The following is a 22,544-nucleotide window of genomic DNA, read 5'->3' on the forward strand; positions in this document are numbered from 1 at the left end:
GGGGTCGGAGGGGTGGTGTCCTGGACGCTCACGCATATTTGTGGCGCCAATCCCCGGCCCACGCAAGCCCCCGGCCAACGGCGCCGTAAATGTGCGGTCCAGGGCGCCGCCCCGGAGGCCCCGCCCCCGGCACCCACCACCGACGCGGTTTGCCCGGTAGTGGGGTGCCCCTCACCAGGGCGCCGCACTACCGGGCGGCAGCACCGCACCGCCCTCCGAACCCACCGAACCCTCTGAACCCTCCGAACCCACCGAACCCTCCGAACCCACCGAACCGACCGAACCGACCGGATCCGGCGGCCCCGTGATCACCGCCGTCACCCGGCTGCCCGGGGCCAGTTCACCCCGCTCCACCAGCCCGTACACCCCCCACAGCAGCTTCGCCACATACCGCCGCTCCACCCGCACCCCATGCCGCTCCTCGAAGCGAGCCGCGAACGTCTCCAGCTCCGCCGGAACCCGCCCGTAGCCGCCGCCGTGGTAGCCGTGCTCGATTCGCCAGTTGCCGAACGCCCGCCCCCACCCGCGCTCGTGCAGCGCGGCCACCTCGCCGTCCAGGTAGCCCTCCGCCCCCTTCAGGACGGCGAACCCCACCGCCCGCGCACCGGCGGGAAGCGCGGCGGCGATCCCGGCCAGCGTGCCGCCCGTGCCCACCGCGCAGCACACCACATCGCCCGGCCCCGGGTCGGCCAGGTCGGGCAGCTCCGCGACGAGCTCCGCCGCGCCGCGCGCCGCCAGGACGTTCGTACCGCCCTCCGGGAGCACATAGGCGCGCCCCCACCGCTCCTCCAGCGCCCGCAGGGTGCCGGGGTCGTCCTCGCTCAGGCCGCGCAGGGTCTGGCGGTAGGCGGAGCGGCTGACGAAGGCCAGCTCCATGCCGTGTGCCTCGGCCCGCGCCAGCGACCAGTTGCGCGGCGCGCCGGCCAGCTCGTCGCCCCGGATCACCCCGACCGTCGACAGCCCGTACGCGGCCCCCGCCGCCGCCACCGCCCGGATGTGGTTGGAGTACGCCCCGCCGAACGTGAGCAGCCGGGTGTGGCCGCCTTCGACGGCCGCGCGCAGATTCGGGCCGAGCTTGCGCCACTTGTTGCCCGGAGGGTACAGGTCCACTGGCGCATGTGCCCCGGCGGCGCCGGAAAGCCACTGGTGGATGAGGTCATCCCGCTTGAGCCGTAGCTCCACGCCCCGGCGGGCAAGCCACCCATCCTGTACGTCCTGCAACGGGGACGGCGGCCAGGACTGGTACAGGGTGGCGAGGTCTATCGGGCGTCTCACCTGTCCATTCTGACCTCTGTCCCTCGTTTACCGAGCCGTGCCGCCTGTGGGCCGTACGGACGCGGGGCCCGAGCCGGTCACACGGCGTAAGCGCTGGCAGGGGGTCATGCCGAGGTGAGGAGGGGGCCAGGGGGTCACTGCTGATGACCACCACTTCGGCGCTCCAGGTCTGGCCACTGTCATGGGACACCCGCAGGCTCATGAGCCGCTGTCCCTTTTCCGTCTTGTCCATCACGATCTGCCTCTTCTGCCGCTTTGGGTCGTGATGGTCCCGCCATCGCCCAGGACGCCGCGACGACAGAAAAGACGACAGAAAAGGCGTTGTCCGGGTGTCCCTCAAAGGGCGTCATTTCGGTGTCATTCATGGGCGTTCAGGGCTAGCGTGGACGTCATGACGACCGAGGTGCACGCACCGAATGACGCGCTGCGGGCCGTGCGAATCGGCCTGCGGATGAGCCAGGACGACTTGGCAAAGGCGCTCCGCCGGGCAGGTGCCGAATCAGGCGAGCCGAACGAGGCCAGCAAGCGGCTGGTCCAACGCTGGGAGTCCGGTATCAGCAGATCGCCGAGGCCGGTCTACATCCGCGCGCTGGAGAGGGCCACAGGGGTGCCGATCGAGTCGTTGGGATTCGCCCCGCAGGTGCCCATGGCGAGAGTCCATGGTGATGGAGCAGGAGGGCATGACATGACACCGAGCGCGGAGGGTGTGGCTCCCGCCTCCGCCGACACCCGGGCGGGTCGGCAGACAGCGGCGGAGAACTACGGTGGCGTCTGGCTTTCCCGGTACGAGTACTACTCGTCAGGGCGCGAGGACGTCTTCGAGGGCAGGCACTACGTGGTGCTCGTGCAGCACGGCAATCGCCTGACCGGGCGGTCACTCAACGGGGCGTCCTTGAACCCGGACTCCCCGCTCTCCCTGGACCTCACCGTTGACCGGAGCGTGGTCACGGGCACCTGGACCGAGCAGACGGCCACCGGCGGCTACTACCAGGGGGCGTGCTACCACGGCGCGGTTCAGATGCTCGTGGAGCCGACCAGCCGCCGGATGGCTGGCAAGTGGGTCGGTTTCGGCAAGGACTTCGACGTCAACACCGGCCCATGGGAGCTGCGCCTCATGGACACCTCGGTCTCCAAGGCGACTCTGGAGCGGTACAGCGTCCCGCCGGAGTGACCGGTCCGCTCAGGGCGGCTCAAGCGGCTCAATGGGGCGGCCGTCAGTGGTGGGACGAGGTCCCGGGCCCAGGTGCGTGCCATGGGCTGCGATCGACAGTCGGCGACGGCCGGTCCGGGAGCCGGCCGTCGGCGAGCTTCGTCCCGTGGTGTCACAGTTCCACGATGACGGCACCCAGATGGCGTCCCTCGGTCAGCTCGCGGAGCGCTTGGGGCGCCTGCTCGATGCCGTGCAGCCGGGTGTGCGGGAAGGAGAGGGTGCCTGTGCGCAGGCCCTCGGCGAAGCGGCGGTTCCACTGGGGGATCAGGTCCAGGTGGTCGTAGAGGGCGATACCCCGCAGGGTGATGCTGCGGGAGAGCAGCGAGAGCGTGTCTATCTCGGTCTTGGAGGCATTCGTGGTCTCCGTGGCGAGCTGACTGGCCAGCGCACCCACGATGGCGATCCGGGCGCCCCTGTTGGCGACGGCGATGGCCGCCGTCAGCTGCTCGCCGCCCACATTGTCGAAGGTCGCGTCGACGCCGTCCGGGGCGGCCTCGCGCAGCTGGTCCTCGATGGGGCCCGCGCCACGGATGACCACCGCGTCATAGCCGAGTTCGCTGATCAGCCGGTCGGCCTTCGCCTGCGAGCCGGTGCTCCCGATGACCCGGGCCGCGCCGAACTGCCGGGCGAGTTGGCCCGCCAGGGAGCCCACGCCACCGGCCGCCCCAGTGACGAACACCGTGTCGCCGGTCCGCACTTCGGCGCCGCGCTCGATGCCCATCAGGGCGGTGGGGCCCTGGGAGAGATAGGCGGCCGGGTCGGGCATCAGGCCCGGTTCGAGGCGGTGCGCCTGATCCGCGTCGAGTAGCGCGTACTCGCGCCAGCCGAGCCGGTGTTCCACCAGGTCGCCGGGGGTGAGCTCGGTGCCGGGGGCGGCTATGACCTCGCCGACCGCCGGCCCGTTCAGCGGCGCCCCGATCCCGAAGGAGTCCATCGGGACGTCGGCGTTCTCGTCCATCAGCGTGCGCATCACGGCGGCGACGCCCATATGGGTGTTGCGCACGAGGACCTGGCCCGGTCCGGGTTCGGGGACTGGCACCTCCGCGATCTCGAAGAGGTCATCCTTGACCGGTCCCTCGGGGCGGGCCGCCAGTCGGACTTCGCGGTGTGTGTGGTGTGTCATGGATCCCAACCAAACGTGAGGCATGCGGCAAGGTCAACCGGGCCCGACGCGTCGGGACAAGTTGACGCGTCGGAACAAGTTGACGCGTCGGGAATCTCCGACGTAATCTCCGGATCGTGCCCACAGACGTCTTCAGCGCGCTCGCCAACCCCGTGCGCCGCAAGCTGCTCGACTGCCTCCGGGACGGCCCCCGCGCCGTCAACGACCTCGCGGGCGAGTTCGAGCTGAGCAGACCGGCGATCTCGGAACATCTCCAGGTGCTCCGGCAGGCCCGGCTCGTGCGGGAGGAGCCGCGGGGGCGGCAGCGGTATTACCACCTGGAGGCGGATCCGCTCGCCGAGGTGCAGCAGTGGCTGCATCCCTTCGAGCACTACTGGCGCGCCCGGCTCCGCGCGCTGCGCGACGTCCTCGACGAGGAGAACCCATGACCGAGCCCGATGCCATCCACTGCGACCAGTTCCTGCCCCACCCCCCGGCCACCGTGTGGCAGGCCCTCACCGATCCGCGGCTGCACGCGCGGTGGTGGGCCGCGGGCGATGTGCGGGCGGAGGTGGGCCACCGCTTCACGCTCGACATGGGCTCCTGGGGAGAGCAGCCCTGCGAGGTGATCGCCGTCGAGCCGGAACGGCTGCTGAGCTACCGGTTCGCCGAGGCCACCCTCGACACCACCATCACCTGGCGCCTCGAACCGGAGGGCGCCGGTACCCGGCTCTTCCTCGAGCACGCCGGGTTCGACCTCGACTCCCCGATGGGCAAGAAGGCCATCGAGGGGATGGGGCGCGGCTGGCCCTCGGTCCTCAAACGCCTCGCGAAGGTGCTCGCCGAACCGGCGGGCTGATCAACGAGCGTTACGAGAAACGGGCTATCGCCGTCATCGTCGGCCGCAGATTCCGTACCGCGGGCAGCCGCCGCATCAGCGGCGCCAGCGCCCCGTAGTAGAACCCCCGTCCGCGCGGCGGCGGCACCTCGCGCACGTCCGTGATCGCCGGATGCGCCGTCCGCACCCTAGGCAGCTGACCCGCGTCCATGCCCCACGGCATGGGCGGCGCTTGATATCCCCCCGCGGTGCGCATCTCGCCGCGCAGGGTCCGGGCGCTGAACCACCGCGGCACCGCGTCGAAGACCAGCGCCCCGCCCCGGAACCGCTCGGCGCACCCCGCGATCAGGTCCTTCACCTCGGTCGGCCGCAGATACATCAGCAGCCCCTGCGCGGTGATCAGCACCCCACGCGCCGGATCGACCTCGTCCCGCCAGGACAGGTCGAGCGCCGAGCGGGCGAGGGTGCGCCGCCGCTCCTCGTCCGGCAGCAGCGCCCGCCGCACCTCGGCGGTCTCCGGCAGCTCCACGCACAGCCAGCGCGCCCGCCCGTTGTCCACCCGCCAGAACTGCGTCTCCAGACCCTCGGCGAGCGTGACGACCGTGCCGTCCGGATGCTCCTCCAGGAAGGCCCGTACGACGGTGTCGAAGGTGCGGACCCGCAGCGCGTGGCCCTGCGCCAGCAGCAGGCCGGGCGCTCCGAAGGTCTCCTCGAAGGGGTAGTCGATGCGCTCGACCAGCTCCACGGCCTTGGGGTCGTCCAGCACGGTCCGCGCCCGGCGGGCCTCGGCGGCCCGCATATAGAGGTTCCACAGCAGGGTCTCGGGCACCTCGCTCAGCTCGACGCGCCGACCGCCCTTGCGGCCCCTCGTGCCGTTCCCGTTCCCGTCCCCGGCCCTGTTCCCGTTCCCGTCCGGTCCGGCGTCCGCCATGGCGTCGTCACTCCTCGCCCGCGCGTCCCTCGGCGTTTCCGCCATCGCCCCCATCGCCTTTACCGCCATTCAACCTCACCCGGTGCCTCATCCGGAACGGCGAACACCCGGAACGGCGAACGCCCCGGCCCCCGGACGAATCCGGGGCCGGGGCGTTCAGGCGGTACGGCGGTCCTTCAACCCGCCTCGGCCGGAACCGGGCCGATCGCCCGGCCCGCCCACTCGGGGGCCTTCTCGAGCAGATCCGTCAGCCGCTCCCGCACCTCATCGGGGAACGGAGCCGAGTGGCTCTCCTTCTGGTCGATGTGGAGCGCGAGCAGCTCGGTCGTGGCCACGGGGGCGCCGTCCGGCTCGCCCACATGCATTTCGTGGGTGAACCGGACCTTCTTCTCGTCCACGCCGATGACGCGCGTACGGATGGTGAGTTCCGCGCCCTCCTCGACCTCGTTGAGGTACCGGATGTGCGACTCCACGGTGTAGAGGGAGCAGCCGGTCTTGGCGCGGTAGGCGGAGTCGAGCCCGGTCTCCACCATCATCTCGTCGGTGCTGTGGCCGAAGACGAGGACGTAGAACGCCTCGCTCATATGGCCGTTGTAGTCGATCCACTCGGGACGTACGGTCTGCCGGTAGTCGGGGAGCGTGCTGCTCACTTCTCGTCTCCCATGGTGCTGGGGGTATGTGCGATGCCGTCCGTCCCCTCGGTGCGCTGCCGCGGCAGACGGCCAGTCGCCCGCAGGACGTCTATGACGCCCTGGTCCCGCTCCGCGACGAGCTGCGCGATGGTACGGCTGCCCGCCGCCTCGTCACAGCCGTCGACCATGGCCGCACGCAGCGTGTCGTCCAGCTCAGGCGCCTCGAGACGGGTCCACGGAGACTTCAACGAGGGTCCGAAGTGGTCGAGCATATGTCCCATGCCTCCGTCGCCGCCCGCCAGGGCGAACGTGAGGCACGGACCCATGAACGCCCACCGCAGTCCGGGCCCCTCGGTGATGGAGTCGTCGATCTCCTTCACCGTGGCCTCACCGTTGGCCACCATGTGCAGCGCCTCCCGCCACAGCGCCTCCTGGAGCCGGTTGGCGATGAAGCCGGGCAGCTCGCGCTCCATGGTGATCACGGACTTGCCCGCCACCTTGTAGAAGCGCGAGGCCCACTCGACCGCCGCGGCGTCGGTCCGCTCCCCGCCGACGACCTCGACCAGCGGAATGAGATACGGCGGATTGAAGGGGTGGCCGACGACGAGGCGGCCGGGGTCGGCGGCCTCGGTCTGCATATCGGTCATCGGATAGCCGGAGGTGGAAGAGGCGATGACGACCCCGGGTGGGGCCGCCGCGTCCAGCTGGGCCAGCAACGACCGCTTGAGCTCCAGCTTCTCGGGGGCGCTCTCCTGGACGAACTGCGCGTCGGCCACGGCCTCCGCCACGGTCGCGGCGATGGTCAGCCGGTCGGGGGAGGCGCCGTCGGCGAGGCCGATCTGCTCCAGGGCGGGCCAGGCGGCCGCCACCAGGCGGCGCAGCTTCTCCTCGGCGTCGGGGGCCGGGTCCCAGGCGGTGACGTCGTAGCCGCGCGCCAGGAAGTGGGCGACCCAGCCGCCGCCGATGACTCCGGCGCCGACGCAGGCGACGCGGCGTACCTCTTCGGGGGCACAGGGGGATGAGGGCATGGCGGTCCTAAAGGGTGTGAGGGGAGGGAAGAGAGGAGGGGCCGGTGGGGGGGATTACGCGCGGGGCTTGAGGCCCAGCCGCTGCCGCGCCTCGTCCGGTGTGGCGACCTTCGCGCCCAGCAGCTCCGTGATCTGGACCGCGCGCTCGACGAGCTGGCCGTTGGTGGCCTTGACGCCCCGGCTGAGGTAGAGGTTGTCCTCAAGACCGACCCGTACGTTCCCGCCGAGCAGGATGGACTGCGCCACCCACGGCATCTGCATCCGGCCCAGCGCGAAGCTGGCCCACTGGGCGCCCTCGGGCAGCATGTTGACCATCGACGCGAGTACGCCCGGATCGGCCGGGGCGCCCCACGGGATGCCCATGCACAGCTGGAAGACGGTCGGATCGTCCAGCAGCCCCTCGGCCAGCAGCTGCTTGGCGAACCACAGCTGCCCGGTGTCGAAGATCTCCAGCTCGGGGCGTACGCCCAGCTCCTGGATGCGCTTGGCGCCGGTGCGCAGCATGTCGGGGGTGGAGACGTAGAGGTTGCTGCCGTCGCCGAAGTTGAGCGAGCCGCAGTCCAGGGTGCAGATGTCGGGGAGCAGGTCCTCGACGTGGGGGAGCCGGTCAAGGCCGCTGACCAGGTCGGTGCCGGGGAGGTGGGTGAGCGGGTGCTCCGGGTCGATGACCAGGTCGCCGCCCATGCCCGCGGTGAGGTTGATGACGACGTCGGTACCGGTCTCCTTGACCCGCTCCACGACCTCGCGGTAGAGCCGCGGATCACGGGCGGGGGCGCCGGTCTCGGGGTCGCGTACGTGGATGTGGACCACGGCCGCCCCGGCCTCCGCGGCCTCGACGGCGGAGCGGGCTATCTGCTCGGGGGTGACGGGGACATGGGGGCTGCGGCCCACGGTGTCACCGGCGCCGGTCAGGGCACAGGTGATGATGACGCTGTCGTTCATGGGCATGGGCTTCTCTCCCTCTCTTGCGGTGCACCGCACTCTTGTGGTGCTTCAGCTACGGTCCGGGCCCTTGTGGTGCTTCAGCTACTTCCGGGCCGGTCGGCCGGTCCGGCCGCGTCGGCGCCGGAGCGCCGCGCGGTCAATTCGGTGTCCACGTACGCGTTGCAGGCGATGTCCATGGCCTCGGCGCTCGTACCGCCCGCACCGGGCCCGGTGGCCAGTACCTGGATGGCGAGCCCGTCGATCAGCGCGGTCAGGCGCAGCGCGCTGAACTCCGGGTCGACGGTGCGGAAGACCCCCTGCCCGATGCCGCGCCGGATCACCTCGGCCACGGTCTGCCGCCACTGCTGGTAGAAGTCGGCGTGCAGCCGTCCGATGGCCGTGGACCGCGCGGCCTCGGCCCACAGGTCCATCCACACCAGCCACTGCTGCCGCTGCCGCTCGGTGTACGGCGCCTGGAGCGCGATCAGCTGCCGCAGCTCCTCGCGGGCGTCGTCGGCCTCGGCGATCCGGGCGGCGCGGCGCGCGGTGTCCTCGTCCATGCACCAGCGCACGGCGGCCTCGAGCAGCTCGGCGCGGCCCGGGAAGTGGTAGTGGATGGTGGCGGTGCTGGTGTCGCAGGCGGCGGCGATGTCGGCGACGCGTACGGCGTGGAAGCCGCGCTCGGCGATGAGCCGGACCGTCTCCCGCACGATCTGCAGCGGCCGCCCGCCGCCGGGGGGCGCGGTGGGGGCGGGCGGCCGCGGCGCACCGGCCACCGCGCCGACCGCACCGCCGTACGCTACCTCGGCTCCGCCGTCCGTTCCGCCGTCCGCTCCGTCGGCCGTTCCGCCGTCCGTCGTGGTGCCGAGCAGCCACCCGGCGTCCACGTTCCCGGCGTCGGCGATCCGCGCCAGCTCGGCCACGGTGAAGCGCCGGCTGCCGCTGAGCGACCGCGAGAGCTTGGACGGGTCCATCACCACCCGCCGCGCGAATTCGCGCTGGGTGCACCCGGCGTCGCCGATCACCTGACGTACGCGTTCCGCCACGTCGAACTGTTGCCGCATGGCCGACACGGTACGGACGCGTTGAGATAAGCGCAATGAATCTGTCAGCGCGATGCCCGTTTCCTACCTGTGTTCATGGGAATTTCACCCGGAGATTGCGAGAGATTGCGATGCGGGCTGACTGATGCATCAGTTTTGGTCGATGATGTTCGAACGCTTCCGACTATGCTCACCGGGCGTGAGAACAGGAGAGATCGGGTGACATCGGGTGGGGACGACGTACGGCTTATCGGCGGCCGCTACCAGCTGGGCAACCGGCTGGGGCGAGGCGGCATGGGCACGGTCTGGCGCGCGTACGACCAGATGCTGGCGCGCGAGGTCGCTGCCAAGGAGCTGAACGTCGCGAGCGACGACCACGAGTACCACCGAAGGCTGCGCCGGGCACAGAGAGAGGCGCGTACCGTCGCCCGGGTGCACCACCCGCATGTGGTGGGCGTCCATGACCTGGTCGAACACGACGACCGGCTGTGGATCGTGATGGAGCTGGTCGACGGCCCCAATCTGGCCCGCCGGATCGCGGACGACGGCCCCCTCACGCCCCGCCACACCGCCGCACTCGGGCTCCAGCTGCTCGGCGCGCTGGAGGCCGTACACGCCGCCGGGGCGCTGCACCGCGACGTCAAGCCCGCCAACATCCTGCTGCGCCGGGACGGCGGCGCCGTCCTCACCGACTTCGGCATCGCCGCCCTGGAAGACGACGAGTCGCTCACCACCACCGGTGAACTCCTCGGCTCCATCGGCTACATGGCGCCCGAGCGGCTGACCACGGAGGAGGCCGGCCCGCCGTCGGACCTGTGGTCGCTGGGCGCGACCCTGTCCGCGGTCGCCTCCGGCGTACCGCCCTTCCAGCGCGCCACCGGGGCCGCCGCGCTGCACGCGGTCACCTTCGCGGATCCGGAGATCCCGGAGCGCGTCGGCCCGCTGCGGCCGATCGTCGAGGCCCTGCTGAACAAGTCCCCGGACCAGCGCCCGTCCGCGGCCACGGTCGGGGCCGCGCTGCGCCGGGTGGCGGACGGTGCGGAAGACCCTGGCCCGCTCCCACCGGCGGGCACGCCGGGCGACTTCCCGGCGTACCCCGCGGGGGCGGCGGCCACTCGCGCGGACGTGGTGGACACCCCGACGCTGACCGCGACGCCCTCGGCGACCGCCCCCCACACCCTGGCCGGCGCGCCCACACCAACCGCACCCCACACCCTCGCCGGACCCGCCGCCCTGGACCAGGAGCCGACCGTCGTCGACCAGGCGGCCGGATCGCCGCCCCCTGGACGCCGCGACCGAGGCCGGGGCCGGGGCCGGGGCCGGGGCCGTGACCGGGGCCGGGGCCGGACCTGGTGGTGGACGGCGGGTGCGGCCCTCGCGGTGGCGGCCCTCGCCGCCGGGCTCTTCTTCGCCTTCGGCCCCCCGTCCGACAACGACGACGGCGGCGACGACGCGGCGCAGCCTTCCACCAGCACCAGCAAGGTGACCGTGGACGCGGCACGCGGCTGGCAGTCCGCGACGAGCATCCCGATCCAGAAGGGTGACAGGGTGTCGGTCCGCTACGTCAGCGGGACCTGGACCGTGGACTCCGCCAACCTCCCCCTCGTCGGCCCGGCCGGCCACACCGCCGCCGACGACCAATCCCTCCGCTTCGCCTGGGAGAACTGCAAGGTGAACTCCGCCGTCCCCTTCGGCGCCCTGCTGGGCCGCTACCCCGGAACTCCCGGCAACCCCCACCCCGTACACCGCGCCTGGAGCTTCCAGGCCACCCGCTCGGGCACCTTGCAACTCCGCGCCAACGACCGCGAGGGCTGCCTCGACGACAACAAGGGAGCCCTCACCCTCACCGTGCAGATCACCCACTGACCGGGTGGCGCGGCGCGCCCGAGCACGCGGTTCCGCGAAAAACGTGAGCACCGTGGGCAACGGGCGGCCCTCGCCGACGCATCCTTACGGGCGGCTCGGGCAGCAGCGCCAGGGTCACCGGCACGAAGAGGGAGCGTCACTTGGATTCGGAGAAGAGGAAGAAGCCGCTCGCACGGCGACGTGTGCTGGCCCTGTCGGCGGGATCCCTCGTCGCCGCGGGGTGCACACAGGGCGAACGACGGTCCGCCGAGAAGACCGGTAAGACCGGTCACGGCCCCGGGGCGAAGACCTCCGCCGAAGCGCCGGACGGCGCGCTGGGCGCGAATTTCAACGAGGACGCCGGCAGCGTGACCTTCGGCGAACTGCGCGAGCTCTCCGCGAGCTGGCTCCGGGGATTCGTTCCGATGCCCGAGGTCGAGGACGACGCCTCCGACCAGCGCGCCATCGCGAAGCTCCTGGACGCCCATCGTCTCGGCCACCGCACACTGCTCTCGCTGAAGTTCCCGTACAACCACCGGCCGATACCCCGGCCGGGCAGCTCGGCCATGGCCGCGGAACTCGCCCGGGTCGACAAGGTCCTGCACACCGTCCTCGACACCGTCGACATCCTGGCCATCGGCAACGAGCCGTTCATCGAGAGCCTTCCCCAGGACCGCCGCTCGGGCGCGCTCAACGCGTTCTACGAGGCGGTCGCGGAGCACATCGTCGCGTACCGGAAGAAGCACTTCGGCTCGCGCTGCCGGACCCGCCTGTACATGGGCGCGCTCAACTTCCTCGACAAGCCGGACAAGCGGACGCCGGCCACCGACCGCTGGCTGTCCTTCACCCGCCGCACCCCGGAGATCGAGGGCGTGGACATCCACCCCCATGTGTCCGCGCCGGGGAAGGTGCGGCCCTACCTCGACTACATCCTGCCCCGCCTCCGCGACGGCCAGAAGTTCCTGGTCACCGAGTTCTCCCTGGTCCAGCTGTGGAAGCTGCACCTGAACGACACGATCCCCGCGCGCTTCGCCCGCCGCTACCGCCTTCCGTCGGACACCCCGGTGTGGAAGGTGATCAAGGAAGCCATCGAGCACCCCTTCCCGGAGGAGAAGTGGCGTGACTTCCTCGCGATGAGCCCCTGGTTCGAGAACAACAAGCACTTCCTGCGGGACCAGGTGGGCCACTTCCGCGACACCGGACGGCTCGCCGTGGCCACGTACGGCGTCACCCAAGGCGCCGCCATGACCGAGAACTTCGGCCCGGACAAGCAGCCCTGGCTGCTGAACAGCCTCTACGCCAACCGCACCGTGGAGCGGTCCGAGGACGGCTCACCGGCCCACAACTACGGCTTCTTCGACGACTTCCGCGCCCTCCAGCGCCCACCCGACTGATCTCCCGCGGGGTCTTCTCCGCCCCGGATGCGAGAGACTCCCGCGATGAGCGGTTGTTGTGGCGCGGAGCTGATACTCGGCGTGATCGTCATGGCGGGGGCGTCCGTGCAGTGGCTGACGGGAATGGGTTTCGCGCTGATCGCGGTGCCCGCTCTCGTCCTGCTGCTCGGCCCGGGAGACGGCGTCGCCCTCGCCAACTGCGGGTCCGGTGCCATCTGCGCGCTGGGGCTCACCGCCGGCGGCTGGCGGCGGGTGCGGCTCCCCGCGATGGTCCCCCTGGTCGCCGCCTCCGCCTGCACCGTCCCGGCCGGCACCTGGGTGGCCGCCCGCCTCCCCGAACCCGTCCTCCTGGCCGGTACGGGCACCCTGGTGAGCCTGGCCGTCCTGCTGGTGATGGCCGGTATGCGCGTCCCCGCCCTGAACGGCGTCAAAGGCGCCCTGACCGCCGGCGCCGCCGGAGGCTTCATGAACGCGTCGGCCGGCGTGGGCGGCCCGCCGATATCCCTGTACGCGGTGAACGCGGGCTGGACGGTCCGCGAGTTCGTGCCCAACGCCCAGTTCTACGGAATCGTGGTGAACGCGTTCTCCGTCGCCACCAACGGCGTCCCCCGACTCGGCCCGCCCGTATGGACCTTGGCGGCCGTGGGAATGACGGCGGGCGCCTTCATCGGCAAGTCCCTCACCACCCGCGTCCCCGACCACGGAGCCCGCCTGCTCGTCCTGCTGCTGGCGCTGGCAGGCGGGCTGTCCACGCTGGGGAAGGGGGTATGGGAGCTATGAGGGCCGCTGCCTCCGGCCATCTGCGTCACGCGGACAGCGAATTCAGCCAGTCGACCAGCAGCCGATTGATCTCCTCCGGGCGCTCCTGCTGGATCCAGTGGCCGCAGCCCTCGAGGATGTGCGAGCCGACGAGCCCGGGGAGCGTGTTCGGGTACGCCTTGATCGCGTCCCCCATCCAGGCGGTCGAGGCGTCCAGGGCGCCGCCGACGAAGAGCGACGGCTGGGTGATGGGCGCGCCGTCGTACTCGGCCAGGTCCTCCCAGTCCCGGTCCATGTTGCGGTAGCGGCTCAGCCCTCCGCTCAGCCCGGTCCGCTCGAACTCACCGGCGTAGACATCGAGATCCGCCTCGCTCAGCCAGGCGGGCAGCCGCTCGGCGGGGAACCGCTCGCGCATGGTCCGGCCGCGCGTGATGAAGTGCGGGTCGGGCAGGTCGGGCGCGGGCATGGTGTCGCCGGACAGCGCGGCGTAGATCCCCGCGAGCCAGCCGCGCACCTCCGGCTCGATCTCCGCCTCGGCCCGGCCCGGCTGCTGGAAGTAGGAGACGTAGAACTCCTCGTCCCCGCCCATCCCGGTGAAGACCTCGCTGGGCCTGGGGCCGCCGCGCGGGGTGTACGGCACGCTCAGCAGCCCGACCGCCCGGAACACGTCCGGGCGCAGCAGGGCGGAATTGGCGGCGATGGGCGAGCCCCAGTCGTGCCCGATCACCACGGCGGACTCCTCGCCGAGCGCCTCCACCACGGCGACGTTGTCCGCCACCAGTTCCCGCATCCGGTACGCGTCCACCGCCCCGGGCCGGGACGAGCGGCCGTACCCGCGGACGTCGACGGCGGCCACCCGATACCCGGCCGCGGCCAGCGCGGGCAGCTGGTGGCGCCATGAGTACCAGGACTCCGGAAAGCCGTGGACGAGCAGCACCAGTGGTCCGCTGCCCTGCTCCACGAGGTGGATCCGACCCGCGGGCGAGGGCACCAGACGGTGGGTGAGCTCGGTCGTGGGCGGCGTCTGCGGCATGGTTCCCTCCGGGGGCGCGCTGGGCGTTCTCTGTGGCGGCCGATGGGGCCGAGCTTGCCGTGCCGTCCGGGACGCGGACCACATCCGTTGCCGGTTCGGCAAACCAATCCGGCCGCTCACCGACGCACTGGATGTGCGCTTTCGCGAGGTTACTTCCAGAATTGATCGCACGGTGAGTCTTCTCGTGGAGGTGAGGGCCGTGGCGACTTACATCACGCTGCTGAACTGGACCGAGCAGGGAGTCCGCGCCTACAGGGAGACCACGAAGCGCACCGAGGACTTCGTCGCGGCGCTGGGCAAGCTCGGGGCGCGGCTCGTGGACATCTACTGGACGGACGGGCCGTACGACCTGGTGTGCATCGTGGAGGCTCCGGACGACGAGACCGCGACCGCGGCGTCGCTGCAGCTCAGCGCGTTGGGCAATGTCCGCACCACGACCCTGCGGGCCTTCGGCCAGGAGGATATGGGCCGCATCATCGCCAAGGTCGCCGGCTGAGGAGACCGGTCCAGGAGGGGAGCCCTCCTGGACCGGTGCCCTGCCGCGGTGCGGCTACGGGTCAGTCCTGGTGGACGACGTTCCTGCCCGGCCCCCCGGACAGGGTGTCCGTACCGGGGCCGCCGTACAGCTTGTCGTCCCCGCTGTTCCCGTAGATCGTGTCGTTCCCGCTGTTGCCGTACAGGACGTCGTCGCCCTTCCCGCCGTAGATGAAGTCGTCTCCGGCCCCACCGTAGATCGTGTCGTCGCCGTCGTCGCCGGACAGATGCTGCCGGCCCGCGCCGCCGTGGATCTCGTCGTTGCCCGCGCCGCCCTCGACGGAGCTCTCCTCGCCGTTGGAGTAGATCGTGTCGTTGCCGTTGCCACCCTGGGCGATGGTGCCCTCGGCGGCGTGGATGGTGTCGTTGCCGTCGCCGCCGGAGACCACCGTGTACGCGCCCACCGTAAGGTTGTCGTCGCCCGTCCCGCCGCTGACGTAGTTGCCGTTGCTGCCGTCGGTCTCGGTCAGCGTGTCCTTACCGGCGCCGAGGTCGATGGAGGCGAAGTAGTAGGTCTGGTCGGTGGTGTTGTCGTAGCTGACGACATCGTTGCCATCGCCGAGAGACATCTTCAGGGTGGCGTACGGGTCCTGGCTCTCCAGGGTCTCGACCGTGCAGGAGACCTTGGTGTGGTCCGTGCTGTCGGGGTAGGCGCAGCCGCTGCCCGCGGTGATCGGGACGGAGTCGTCGATCACGTAGATGATCTTCGCCAGGCCGCTGGTCTTCGAGGCGGTGACGGCCACCTTGTTGGTCTGGCCGGAAGCGGCCGTGTAGAGGATCGCGTGGTCGCTCGGGCTGAACGCGGCGGTGGCCGAGGGCGCCGCGGCGGCGGCCGTACCGGCGAGGACGAGGGGAGCGGCCAGTGCCGTGCCGAGAGCCAGGGTCAGCGCCGACGCGGCACCTGGGATCCGGCGGCTGACCAGGGGAGAACGCATTGCCAACCTCCATGAGGCGTAGGGGGTGGTGACAACTGCGTGTGACTTCCTGGGTTCGCGGTTGGTTGTGCGATGGCGTAAGCGGTCCGAGCCCGCGTCCGGCCGACCCACATCTGTCCTGACCAGCGAGGTTTGATCGATCGGCCGCGGCAGGACAGTGCGCGGTCAGGTGTGATTCACCATAAATTCATCCCCCGGTTGGGCCGGTGGCCCGGCCCGGAAGAACGCGGGCCGGGCCACCGGAACAACCACGAGCCGTTGCTACTTGGTAGCGGGCCCGGACAACTCCTTGCCGAAGGCGGCGTCGTCCGCCGGGGAGCCGAGATCGCCCGGCCCGATGAGGGCGGAGCCCTCGGCGGTGAGCCCGTCGGCGCCCGCGTACAGCAGGGCCACCGCGCCCGCGCCCTCGGTCCGGTTCGGGACCCCGACGGCCAGGTCGGGCTTGCCGTCGCCGTTGTAGTCGGCCGGCGAGATGGCGTCGCCGAACTTGTCGTTGCCCGTCATGTCGCCGGGGACGCCTTCGGTGTCGAGGGAGAAGGTCTGCGCCCCCGCGTCCGTCAGCCAGTCCTTGGTGCCCTTGAGCACGGTGATGGCACCGGCGTCGTTGTAGCCCCCGGGGGCCTCGGCGGCGGTGTCGCTGACGACGAGGTCGTCGTGGCCGTCGCCGTTGATGTCGGTGAGCCGGGCGGCGATGCCGTTCTGGGCCTTGCCCGTCCAGTTCACCGGATGGGCGGCGTCGAGCCCCTCGGCGGTGCCCGGGTACGTCCGCAGGCGCGCGTCGTCCGGGCCGTCCGTGAAGCTGGTGTCCGTGACGACGTCGTCCTTGCCGTCGCCGTTGATGTCACCCACCACGGCCCGGTACGAGGCGAACGGCAGCGGTACGTCCTTGCCGAGCGAGGTGCTCTTCAGCCCCCTGGACGAGCCGGGCAGCACGCCGAGCGTGCCCTCGTCGGCGGGGTCGTCCTGGTAGGCGACGGTGACCAGGTCGGCGAAGCCGTCCCCGTTGATGTCACCGGAGGACAGGTGCTCTATGCCCGCTCCGCCGCCGGGCGGGGTGACGCTGGACATCTTGGGGGTGGCCGTCTCGCGCAGGTTCGCAGCGCCGTTCACGACCTGGACCTTGGTGCCGTCCGAGATGGCGATGTCATCGCGGCCGTCGTGGTTGAAGTCGCCGACGGCCATCGTGTCGCCGAACAGCGCGTAGGCGGTGACGTTGGGTGAGTGGAAGGCGATGGCGTCGCTGGAGAGGCCGTCCTTCGAGCCGAAGACGACCGTGACCGAACCGGCCCGCTTGACGCTGCCGATGGCCTCGTAGTTCGCGGCGACGATCAGATCGCCGTACCCGTCCCCGTCCACATCGCCGCGCACCACGGCCGAGCCGAAGTGGTCCCCGGCCTCGGGGGTCCCCGGAATTCCCGGGCTGGCCTGCGACAACGTGCCGTGCCGCTTGGTGTCGACCCCGGCCTTGGCGCCATAGGTCACACCCACGTAGCCCGCCTTGGACTTCCCCGAAACGGTCCCGTCGGGCGCGCCCACGCCGAGGTCGGCGTAGCCGTCGCCGTCGATATCGCCCGGTGTGGTCTTCCCTGCGGCGGCAGCCGTGGGGGAGGGCTGCTTCTGGTCGGTCCCGTCGCCGTTCGTCACCACGGCGCCGGCCCCGGCGGCCACGGCGGCGGTCACGAAGGCGCCCACCGCCACGCCCACCACACCTCGGGTTCTATTGCGCACAAATCCTCCATGAGAAACGCATCGGTCGCCCTTGAGCCCCGACCGCCACCTGTCTCCCCCGGCGGCCGGAACGGAAGAGTCATGGAAGGAGAGCTGTCTGAAAGCTGAACGGTTGCGTAACCGAAGGAAAACGAGACAGGGCCGTGATCAACCCCGGGTGCGGTCCAACGCCTATGCGGGGCACTGAACTTGAGGTCAAAGGCGGAGAAGCCGGACGTATGCCGGACGGCCGCCGCCGCCCGTGTCAACGAGCCGCCCTGGGCGCCTACGGCGGCCTCCGTCACCGACCGTGAGGACCCCCATGGCCCCGGCCCACGTGCCCCCCGCCCCGCCCCGTCGCAATCTGGACGCATGAGCCCTCGGTGCCCGGCGAAAGGTGACCCGTCGACCACGCCGACGGGCTCCCCCGCCCCAGCCGGCCCACCCCCTGGAGGTCTCGCCATGCCGAGCGAGGAGTCGATGCCGGGCAGCGCCGAGAGCCAAGCGCGCTTGGCGGAGCTGAGTTCGGCGATCACCGTGCTGCAGTCGGCGAAACCGCCGTTCGTGCCGGAGGGGGCGGAGGGGATGACGATCCGTGTCGACTACCCGCCCGGCACCCCCGGCCTCCCCCCGCACCGGCACTCGGGCCCCGCCTTCGGGTATGTGCTGGAGGGCGAGATGCTCTTCGAGCTGGAAGGCGAGCCGGAGCGGGTGATCAGGGCGGGGGAGACGTTCTGGGAACCGGGCGGCGACGTCATCCACTACCAGGACGGAAACAACCGGAAGGATGCCTGGAGCCGCTTCGTCGTCACCATGTTCTGCGCCCCGGGCCGGCCCATGCTCACCCTGGTCGACGACGAAGAACTGGCCCGGCGCCGGCATCTGCGGGCTCCCCGCCCGGACGCGTGAGCCGCCGCTGACGCCACACCCGGACGCCCAGCGCCGGGTCAGTCGGCGCGACCGGTCGCCGCCACGGTCACGCCCAGGCCGATCATCGCGAGGCCGCCCGCCCCGCCGACCATCGACAGCCGCCGGTCGGAGCGGGCGAACCAGGAACGGGCCGCCGAGGCACCCAGGCCCCAGAGGGTGTCCGTGATCAGTCCGATGGTGATCGGGACCAGGCCCAGCACCATCATCTGCAGCGGAAGGTGGCCCGCCGAGTGGTTGACGAACTGCGGTAGCACCGCCGCGAAGAAGACGATGCCCTTCGGGTTCGTGACGCCGACGAAGATGCCGTCCAGGACCGTGCGCAGATGGCCGCGGTGCGCACGGGCCGGGACCTCCATGTCCGTCACGCGCATGTCCCCGCGGCGCCGGAACGCCTGGACGCCCAGATGGACGAGATACGCCGCCCCCGCCAGCTTGACGCCCGTGAACACCGCCGCCGAGCTCTGCACCAGCGCGCCGAGACCCCACGCCACGGCGATCACGAGCAGATAGGAGCCGACGACGTTGCCGAGGACCGTCTCCAGGGCCGTGCGGCGGCCGTAGGCGAGGGCCCGGCCGACCACGAACAGCACACTCGGCCCCGGAATCACGATCACCAGTAGCGACATCGCCGCGAACGCGAGAATGCTCTCCGTGGACACCATGTGTCCGTCCCTCCTGGACCGGCTCGGCTACAGGAGGCATTCAAACAGAAGCCGGAACGTCCGCTCCAGACCCATCCGCGTCCCGGTATCCCGACGGCCACCCCCCTTCACCCCGTGTCCCCATTCGCCCCGGGTCCTCATTCACCCCGGCGGCGAGTTCGCCGAAGAGACGGTTCGCCGTGGGCGAGTTGAATTGGCGTTCCAGTTCCGCTCGGGCGATCTGCTTGCGGAATTCTCCTTCGTGGGAAGCGTCACCGGCGTTGTGTATGAGCTCGGTGATCCATGTCGCGTATGCCTGGTAGTTCCAGACATGGCGCAGACAGGTTTCCGAATAGCCGGTGAGCAGGGCCGGATCGGTCAGCGCCAGAAGCGCCTCGCGCAGCAGCGGGCTCACCGCGAACACGCTGGGGTGTGCCACGAGCGCGTCGCACGGCTCGGCCGGGATGACGACCAGCCGGGCGTCGGTCCTGCCGTAGAAGCGATGGGAGTGGTCGAATCCGGGCGGCGTCCACGTCACCCGGTTGGCCGGGGCGACCCAGGTGCCGCGCTCGGTCGTGGTGGCCAGGGCGCCGGCGGCCGCGTACACCAGCTGCCCCTGGGGGTGGGAGTGGGCATCGAGGCGGTAGCCGTGCGGCAGCCGGCCTCCTCCGCTACGGGGTGACGCCTTCCGAGGCGTCACCGGGGGCGGCGGGGAGGCCTCCTGGCGGGTTTCCGGCATCGACCGCCAGCTACCGGTGGTTACGACACCGAGGCGCCGCGCGCCGACCCCACGGACCCTCGAACTCAGCTGTAGTAGGCGATCTTCTCGTCGAGGACCTTCATGGCCCGGTGCAGCGCCGCCACCCGCTCCTCCAGGGCGGTACGGCGCTCGCGGAGGAAGGCGACCCGGTCCTGCGGAGGGTGCTCGGCGCGCAGGATGGCGACGAACCCCTTCAGGTCCGCGATGCCGAGGCCGGCCTCGCGGAAGCAGGTGACCAGGCCCACCCAGAAGATGTCGTTCTCGGTGTACTCCCTGCGCCCGCCGGCGGAGCGCTGGATCGGGCCGATCAGCCCTTCGCGTTCGTAGTAGCGCAGCGTGTCGATGGAGACGCCGGTGCGGTCGGCGGCCGCTGCCGGGGTGAGGGTGGTCATGGGGCTCCCTATTGTGACCGCTTGTGACCGCTGATGACCCGTCACTAGCGCGCTTCGGCGAAGCGCGCCAGGTGCTCGTCGTCGAGCCGCACACGCCGTGCGGCCAGTGCCTCCTCGATCTGTTCCACCCGGCTCGCGCCGACGATGGGATCGATCCCCTGCCGCATCAGCCATGCGAGGACGACCTGGTTCCGCGTGGCCGGGAGCTCGTCGGCGATGTCGTCCAGGACCGCGAGCGCCCGGGTGGTCCCGGGGTGATCATAGGTGGGCGGGAGCGGCTTGTCCGCGCGTACGTACGAGCCCCACATCAGCGAGGTGTACGACCACACGGCGAGCCCTTCCGACCGCGCGAGGTCCAGGTCCTCGGCGGTGAGCATGCGGTGGCCGGACTCCGCGACGGGTGTGAGCGGGCGCGGCTGGAGGAGCGAGTGGCGCAGTTGCAGGGCCGTCCACGGTTCGACGCGCCGCTCGCGCGCGAGCGACCGGGCGCGCTCGACGCGCCAGGCGGCATGGTTGGCCGCCCCGACTCGCCGGGCCACTCCCTTCGCGACCAGCTCGCCGAAGGCGCCGACCGTCTCCTCCAGCGGCACGGTGCGGTCCTCGGCGTGGGCCCAGAGCAGATCGACGTGATCGACTCCCAGGCGCTCCAGGCTCTCCTCCACACCGTCGTGGATGGCGCGGGCGGAGAGCCCTTCGGCGCTTTCCGGCCAGGAGTGCGGGATGAGCGGGTTCTGCCGGACCTTCGTCGCGATCCGCACCGCGTCGCGCACGCCGGGGCGGGCCCGGAGCCACGCGCCGATGAGGCGCTCGCTGGCGCCGCCGACGCCACTGGGGTCGCTCCAGAAGGAGTAGCAGTTCGCGGTGTCGAGCCAGACACCGCCGCCCGCGACGAAGGAGTCGAGGATCGCGAAGGCCCGGTCGGCGTCGACGCGGGTGCCGAAGTCCATCGTCCCGAGGACGATGTGGGGGTCAGTGGTGTGCATGCCGCCCATGCTCGGATCTGGAGCGCGCTCCAGGTCAAGAGCGGCCGCGGCGGATAGTTACGGGGCGTGGCCCGGGGCCGCCCGCCACCGGCCCCGGGCCGGTGGCGGGCGAGGCGCCACCCCGCCGCCCCGCCGCGTCCAGCGCCGTGGATGTCAGCGACTCACCTTCGCAGTCTTCGACGTCGCCGCGCGGAATGAGTCGGTCGCCTTGAAGTGTGCGCGGAAGTAACCGTCCTTCGCGTCGGCGATGTCGGCCGAGAAGGCGTGACCGCTGCCGGACCAGATGGCCTCCTTCGTGAGCAGGTCCGTCCACTGTTCGCCGTCGGGCGAGTACTGGATGTGCACCGGGATGGTGGCGGGCGTCCAGCCATCGGGGAAGTCCATGGCGCCCTCGACGTGCACACTGCCGTCCTGCGTACGGACGGCCGAGAACGAGGTGAAGGCCGAGGCACGCAGAACGGTGATCTTGGCGCTGTTCGAGGAGGCGGAGGCGATGAAGGGGTCGTCGCTGTGCGACGCCACGCGGAAGCTACCGGTCTCCCACGGGGCGTGGGTGAAGGTGACCTCGCCGTCCCCGCCAGTGGTGAAATAGCCGACACTGGTGAACTGACCGCCGGAGGAGGGCTCGAAGAGCACCCCGCCGCTCTGGCCCTCCAGGGGAACCCAGCCCTGCGGGGTCTCGCGCTCCAGCGTCGCCGTGAGGGTGACCTGTTGTCCGAAGTCGATCGTCCGGGCCTCCGCCGGAGCCTGGACGGTCCAGCGCGTGGCTATCGGCCGGACCCCGATCCGCGTCAACGGGGACTCGCCGTACAGGACGTTCGGATGCTTGCCGTCGTACCGGTAGACGACCTGGATCGGCACCGCGTCGTTCACGGTGACCGTGCCCGAGAAACGCCCCTCCGCGTCGGTGCGGACGGTGTCCTCCGTCCAGTAATCCACATCGAGGTCCACCGGGTGGTCCGCCAAGGGCTTCAGCTCGCGGGTCGCCGGCCATCGCCCCTTCAGGAGGCCGTCGACGCGCACTTGACGGTGGTCGTTGTCGACCTCCGTGCGGTCGGTGCGCACGTCCTCGACCACCGCCGCGACGTAGTAGGCGAGAGTGCCCGCGGAGTCGTCGGTGGTGCGGTCGCCGTCGGTGTCCGCAGCCTCGATGCGGACGGTGTAGCTGCCCAGATCGGCGAGGTTCAGCGGTTGTTTCGTGTGCCATACGCCGTCATCCGGCGTGCCGGAGACGAGGCCGAACGCCTCGTGCTCCACGACGGCGACTTCCCGCTGTGTCGCCGCGGAGACGATATGGGCCCTGATTCCCGTGATGGCGCTGTCGGAGCTGATGCTGACGGCCAGGGTGCCGAGATCCTCCGAGACGCTGTGCGCCCACCGGACGTCAGGAGCCCGCCCCTCCGCGGCGTTCGCCGCCGGGGTGCCGGACAACAGGAGTGCGACAGTGCCGATGGTGGCCCAGGCCACCCGTCTTCTTGACATCAGTCCCCCCAGGGATAGGTCGCGACCACGCCGCGATCTCTCCGTGCGTCAGCGGTGGATGCCGCGGCTGAACTGTTTTCTATCGCACGGCTGTGACATCCGGCCCGTGAGTTTTCGCCGTACCGGACACCTCGCGACCGACTTGGTGGAGCCGGGATCACCCCTT

The 22,544-nt window shown here is 71.0% G+C and carries 23 protein-coding genes; 8 read left to right on the plus strand and 15 right to left on the minus strand.

The features are described from left to right. Positions 1 to 171 precede the first annotated feature (171 nt). On the minus strand, positions 172 to 1,275 hold the full coding sequence (locus NP777_RS33245) for a 1-aminocyclopropane-1-carboxylate deaminase/D-cysteine desulfhydrase (RefSeq protein ID WP_256653891.1): 1,104 nt from the start codon (positions 1,273 to 1,275) through the stop codon (positions 172 to 174). A 391-nt stretch (positions 1,276 to 1,666) separates the two neighbouring features. On the opposite strand from NP777_RS33245, the gene NP777_RS33250 reads away from it, so the two are divergent. After that, positions 1,667 to 2,446: a helix-turn-helix transcriptional regulator gene (locus NP777_RS33250; RefSeq protein ID WP_256653892.1), complete on the plus strand. Its 780-nt coding sequence runs from the start codon at positions 1,667 to 1,669 to the stop codon at positions 2,444 to 2,446. A 151-nt stretch (positions 2,447 to 2,597) separates the two neighbouring features. Here the strand turns inward: NP777_RS33250 and NP777_RS33255 are convergent, their stop codons facing one another. Continuing rightward, positions 2,598 to 3,608 carry an MDR family NADP-dependent oxidoreductase gene (locus NP777_RS33255; RefSeq protein WP_256653893.1) on the minus strand — a complete coding sequence of 337 codons (1,011 nt, stop codon included), beginning with the start codon at positions 3,606 to 3,608 and terminating at the stop codon, positions 2,598 to 2,600. A gap of 116 nt (positions 3,609 to 3,724) precedes the next feature. Here NP777_RS33255 and NP777_RS33260 point away from each other — a divergent pair, with 116 nt between their 5' ends. Beyond that, positions 3,725 to 4,036 (plus strand): ArsR/SmtB family transcription factor, encoded by a 312-nt coding sequence (locus NP777_RS33260; protein WP_256653894.1) that lies wholly within the window; start codon positions 3,725 to 3,727, stop codon positions 4,034 to 4,036. Further along, entirely contained in the window at positions 4,033 to 4,446 is a 414-nt protein-coding gene (locus NP777_RS33265) for an SRPBCC family protein (protein ID WP_256653895.1), read from the plus strand. Before NP777_RS33260 ends, NP777_RS33265 begins: the two co-directional genes overlap by 4 nt. Positions 4,447 to 4,456: 10 nt before the next feature. On the opposite strand, the gene NP777_RS33270 is transcribed toward NP777_RS33265, so the two are convergent. The 5 genes from NP777_RS33270 to NP777_RS33290 all read right to left on the minus strand — a co-directional run bounded on the left by NP777_RS33270 (position 4,457) and on the right by NP777_RS33290 (position 9,004). Beyond that, entirely contained in the window at positions 4,457 to 5,356 is a 900-nt protein-coding gene (locus NP777_RS33270) for a class I SAM-dependent methyltransferase (RefSeq protein WP_256653896.1), read from the minus strand. Between the two features lie 176 nt (positions 5,357 to 5,532). Next, on the minus strand, positions 5,533 to 6,006 hold the full coding sequence (locus tag NP777_RS33275) for a thioesterase family protein (protein ID WP_256653897.1): 474 nt from the start codon (positions 6,004 to 6,006) through the stop codon (positions 5,533 to 5,535). Next, positions 6,003 to 7,016: a 3-hydroxyacyl-CoA dehydrogenase NAD-binding domain-containing protein gene (locus tag NP777_RS33280; RefSeq protein WP_256653898.1), complete on the minus strand. Its 1,014-nt coding sequence runs from the start codon at positions 7,014 to 7,016 to the stop codon at positions 6,003 to 6,005. Before NP777_RS33280 ends, NP777_RS33275 begins: the two co-directional genes overlap by 4 nt. A gap of 54 nt (positions 7,017 to 7,070) precedes the next feature. Then, positions 7,071 to 7,964, minus strand: a complete 894-nt coding sequence (locus NP777_RS33285) for a BKACE family enzyme (protein ID WP_256653899.1) — start codon at positions 7,962 to 7,964, stop codon at positions 7,071 to 7,073. 74 nt (positions 7,965 to 8,038) lie between these two features. Next, positions 8,039 to 9,004 (minus strand): TetR/AcrR family transcriptional regulator, encoded by a 966-nt coding sequence (locus NP777_RS33290; protein ID WP_256653900.1) that lies wholly within the window; start codon positions 9,002 to 9,004, stop codon positions 8,039 to 8,041. Between the two features lie 198 nt (positions 9,005 to 9,202). On the opposite strand from NP777_RS33290, the gene NP777_RS33295 reads away from it, so the two are divergent. The 3 genes from NP777_RS33295 (at position 9,203) to NP777_RS33305 (ending at position 13,002) form a co-directional block, all read left to right on the plus strand. Next, on the plus strand, positions 9,203 to 10,849 hold the full coding sequence (locus tag NP777_RS33295) for a serine/threonine-protein kinase (protein WP_256653901.1): 1,647 nt from the start codon (positions 9,203 to 9,205) through the stop codon (positions 10,847 to 10,849). A 140-nt stretch (positions 10,850 to 10,989) separates the two neighbouring features. Then, on the plus strand, positions 10,990 to 12,222 hold the full coding sequence (locus NP777_RS33300) for a hypothetical protein (protein WP_256653902.1): 1,233 nt from the start codon (positions 10,990 to 10,992) through the stop codon (positions 12,220 to 12,222). 27 nt (positions 12,223 to 12,249) lie between these two features. Next, entirely contained in the window at positions 12,250 to 13,002 is a 753-nt protein-coding gene (locus tag NP777_RS33305) for a sulfite exporter TauE/SafE family protein (protein WP_256653903.1), read from the plus strand. A 25-nt stretch (positions 13,003 to 13,027) separates the two neighbouring features. On the opposite strand, the gene NP777_RS33310 is transcribed toward NP777_RS33305, so the two are convergent. Then, on the minus strand, positions 13,028 to 14,014 hold the full coding sequence (locus NP777_RS33310; RefSeq protein ID WP_256653904.1) for an alpha/beta fold hydrolase: 987 nt from the start codon (positions 14,012 to 14,014) through the stop codon (positions 13,028 to 13,030). 199 nt (positions 14,015 to 14,213) lie between these two features. On the opposite strand from NP777_RS33310, the gene NP777_RS33315 reads away from it, so the two are divergent. Continuing rightward, on the plus strand, positions 14,214 to 14,510 hold the full coding sequence (locus NP777_RS33315) for a GYD domain-containing protein (RefSeq protein WP_256653905.1): 297 nt from the start codon (positions 14,214 to 14,216) through the stop codon (positions 14,508 to 14,510). A 61-nt stretch (positions 14,511 to 14,571) separates the two neighbouring features. On the opposite strand, the gene NP777_RS33320 is transcribed toward NP777_RS33315, so the two are convergent. Both NP777_RS33320 and NP777_RS33330 read right to left on the minus strand, forming a co-directional pair. Beyond that, positions 14,572 to 15,483, minus strand: coding sequence for a calcium-binding protein (locus NP777_RS33320; RefSeq protein ID WP_256653906.1), 912 nt, complete (start codon positions 15,481 to 15,483; stop codon positions 14,572 to 14,574). A 261-nt stretch (positions 15,484 to 15,744) separates the two neighbouring features. Continuing rightward, a complete protein-coding gene (locus NP777_RS33330; protein ID WP_391858629.1) occupies positions 15,745 to 17,211 on the minus strand; it encodes an FG-GAP and VCBS repeat-containing protein in 1,467 nt (488 codons plus the stop codon). A gap of 459 nt (positions 17,212 to 17,670) precedes the next feature. On the opposite strand from NP777_RS33330, the gene NP777_RS33335 reads away from it, so the two are divergent. Beyond that, positions 17,671 to 18,099, plus strand: a complete 429-nt coding sequence (locus NP777_RS33335) for a cupin domain-containing protein (protein ID WP_256653988.1) — start codon at positions 17,671 to 17,673, stop codon at positions 18,097 to 18,099. Between the two features lie 38 nt (positions 18,100 to 18,137). On the opposite strand, the gene NP777_RS33340 is transcribed toward NP777_RS33335, so the two are convergent. The 5 genes from NP777_RS33340 to NP777_RS33360 all read right to left on the minus strand — a co-directional run bounded on the left by NP777_RS33340 (position 18,138) and on the right by NP777_RS33360 (position 22,378). Then, complete coding sequence (locus NP777_RS33340) at positions 18,138 to 18,782, minus strand: LysE family translocator (RefSeq protein WP_256653907.1); 645 nt, start codon at positions 18,780 to 18,782, stop codon at positions 18,138 to 18,140. Positions 18,783 to 18,822: 40 nt separating this feature from the next. Next, positions 18,823 to 19,500, minus strand: coding sequence for an AraC family ligand binding domain-containing protein (locus NP777_RS33345; RefSeq protein ID WP_256653908.1), 678 nt, complete (start codon positions 19,498 to 19,500; stop codon positions 18,823 to 18,825). A 65-nt stretch (positions 19,501 to 19,565) separates the two neighbouring features. Continuing rightward, positions 19,566 to 19,913 carry a MerR family transcriptional regulator gene (locus NP777_RS33350; protein WP_256653909.1) on the minus strand — a complete coding sequence of 116 codons (348 nt, stop codon included), beginning with the start codon at positions 19,911 to 19,913 and terminating at the stop codon, positions 19,566 to 19,568. A gap of 44 nt (positions 19,914 to 19,957) precedes the next feature. Further along, positions 19,958 to 20,896 carry an aldo/keto reductase gene (locus tag NP777_RS33355; protein WP_256653910.1) on the minus strand — a complete coding sequence of 313 codons (939 nt, stop codon included), beginning with the start codon at positions 20,894 to 20,896 and terminating at the stop codon, positions 19,958 to 19,960. Positions 20,897 to 21,049: 153 nt separating this feature from the next. After that, positions 21,050 to 22,378, minus strand: coding sequence for a hypothetical protein (locus tag NP777_RS33360; RefSeq protein ID WP_256653911.1), 1,329 nt, complete (start codon positions 22,376 to 22,378; stop codon positions 21,050 to 21,052). Between the last annotated feature and the right edge of the window lie 166 nt (positions 22,379 to 22,544).

This window comes from Streptomyces rugosispiralis, from assembly GCF_024505145.1.
Lineage (GTDB): Bacteria > Actinomycetota > Actinomycetes > Streptomycetales > Streptomycetaceae > Streptomyces > Streptomyces rugosispiralis.